Source organism: Streptomyces phytophilus (assembly GCF_013870535.1).
GTDB lineage: Bacteria > Actinomycetota > Actinomycetes > Streptomycetales > Streptomycetaceae > Streptomyces > Streptomyces phytophilus.
Map to the genome: position 1 here is coordinate 1 of NZ_JACBXC010001078.1, position 2,108 is coordinate 2,108.

Below are 2,108 nucleotides of genomic sequence, written 5' to 3' on the forward strand. Positions count from 1 at the left end.
CGCGGCCACCGCGGCGGTGACGGTCTTCGGCCCGCGCGGTCTCCCGGGCGGATCCGGAGGTGGGTTGGTCATGGGCGAAGCATGCCCTATCGACACGTTCCGATGTACGGGAAGGGCCATCCCCGGCCGCGCGCGCCGCGCCGTCCGACACCGTGGTGTGTCCGTCCCTGTTGGCACAATGGCCCCATGACCGGCAACCGGCCCGCGCGGCCCTCCGACCTCGATCCCGCCGTCGCGGCGCGCCTGAAGCGGAACGCCGACGGCATGCTGCCCGCCGTCGTGCAGCAGTACGACAGCGGCGAGGTGCTCATGCTGGCGTGGATGGACGACGAGGCGCTGCACCGCACGCTGACCACCGGCCGCGGCACGTACTACAGCCGCAGCCGAAAGGAGTACTGGGTCAAGGGCGAGACGTCCGGGCACGTGCAGCACGTGAAGTCGGTCGCGCTCGACTGCGACGCCGACACCGTGCTCGTCCGGGTCGACCAGGTCGGCCCCGCCTGCCACACCGGCAGCCGCACCTGCTTCGACGGCCGGGAGCTGACCCTGGGCGGTGCCCAGTGACCGCCCCCGACCGGGAGGCGTTCCGCACGCTGGCCAAGGACCGCCGCGTCATCCCCGTCGTGCGCCGGCTGCTCGCCGACGGTGACACCCCCGTGGGGCTGTACCGCAAGCTGGCCGGCGAGCGGCCGGGCACGTTCCTGCTGGAGTCGGCGGAGAACGGCCGCACGTGGTCGCGCTACTCGTTCGTCGGCGTGCGCAGCGCCGCCACCCTCACCGAGCGCGACGGCCGCGCCCACTGGCTCGGCACCCCGCCCGTCGGCCTGCCCACGGAAGGCGACCCGCTCGCCGCCCTGCGCGCCACCGTCGAGGCCCTGCACACCCCGCGCGACCTGCACGTGGGCATCGACGGCCGGGACGCGCTGCCGCCCTTCACCGGCGGCATGGTCGGCTACCTCGGGTACGACGCCGTGCGGCGGCTGGAGCGCATCGGCGAGCACACCGCGGACGACCTGCGGCTGCCGGAGATGACGATGCTGCTCACCTCCGACCTCGCCGTCCTCGACCACTGGGACGGCAGCGTCCTGCTGATCGCCAACGCGATCAACCACAACGACCTCGACACGGGCGTCGACGAGGCGTACGACGACGCGGTCGCCCGGCTCGACGCGATGACCGCCGACCTCGCCCGCCCCGCCGCCGCGAGCGCCGCGCCGCTGCCGCCGTCGGCGCTGCCGGAGTACGAGGAGCTGTGGGGCGGCGCGGAGTTCAGGGCCGCCGTCGAGGACATCAAGGAGCGCATCAGGGCGGGGGAGGCGTTCCAGGTCGTGCCCTCGCAGCGGTTCGAGACGCCGTGCGCCGCGAGCGCCCTCGACGTCTACCGCGTGCTGCGGGCCACCAACCCCAGCCCGTACATGTATCTGATCCGGCTGCCCGACACCGGCGGCCGCGACACCGCGGGCGGAGGGAGCGCGTTCGACATCGTCGGCTCCAGCCCCGAGGCGCTGGTCAAGGTCGAGGACGGGCGCGCCCTGCTGCACCCCATCGCGGGTACGCGCCCGCGGGGCGCCACGCCGCAGCAGGACGCGGCGCTGGCCGAGGAGTTGCTCGCCGACGAGAAGGAGCGCGCCGAGCACCTGATGCTCGTCGACCTCGGGCGCAACGACCTCGGCCGGGTCTGCGAGCCCGGCAGCGTCGAGGTCGTGGACTTCATGTCCGTCGAGCGCTACAGCCACGTCATGCACATCGTCTCCACGGTCACCGGCCGGCTCGCCCCGGGGCGTACCGCGTTCGACGTGCTCACCGCCTGCTTCCCCGCCGGGACGCTGTCGGGGGCGCCGAAGCCGCGGGCGCTGCAGATCATCGAGGAGCTGGAGCCCACGCGGCGCGGGCTGTACGGCGGCTGCGTCGGGTACCTGGACTTCGCCGGCGACGCCGACACCGCGATCGCGATCCGCACGGCGCTGCTGCGCGACGGTACGGCGTACGTGCAGGCGGGCGCGGGGATCGTGGCGGACTCCGACCCGGCGGCGGAGGACGCGGAGTGCCGCAACAAGGCGGCGGCGGTGCTGCGGGCGGTCGCGGCGGCCGGGCACCTGTCGCGCGCG

The 2,108-nt window shown here is 74.4% G+C and carries 2 protein-coding genes; both read left to right on the forward strand.

From position 1 onward, the window contains the following. Positions 1-186 precede the first annotated feature (186 nt). Complete coding sequence (gene hisI / locus H5J30_RS29230) at positions 187-564, forward strand: phosphoribosyl-AMP cyclohydrolase (protein ID WP_181790280.1); 378 nt, start codon at positions 187-189, stop codon at positions 562-564. Further along, a partial coding sequence (locus H5J30_RS29235; RefSeq protein ID WP_181790281.1) for an anthranilate synthase component I occupies positions 561-2,108 on the forward strand: 1,548 nt, incomplete at its 3' end. The genes hisI and H5J30_RS29235, both read left to right, overlap by 4 nt.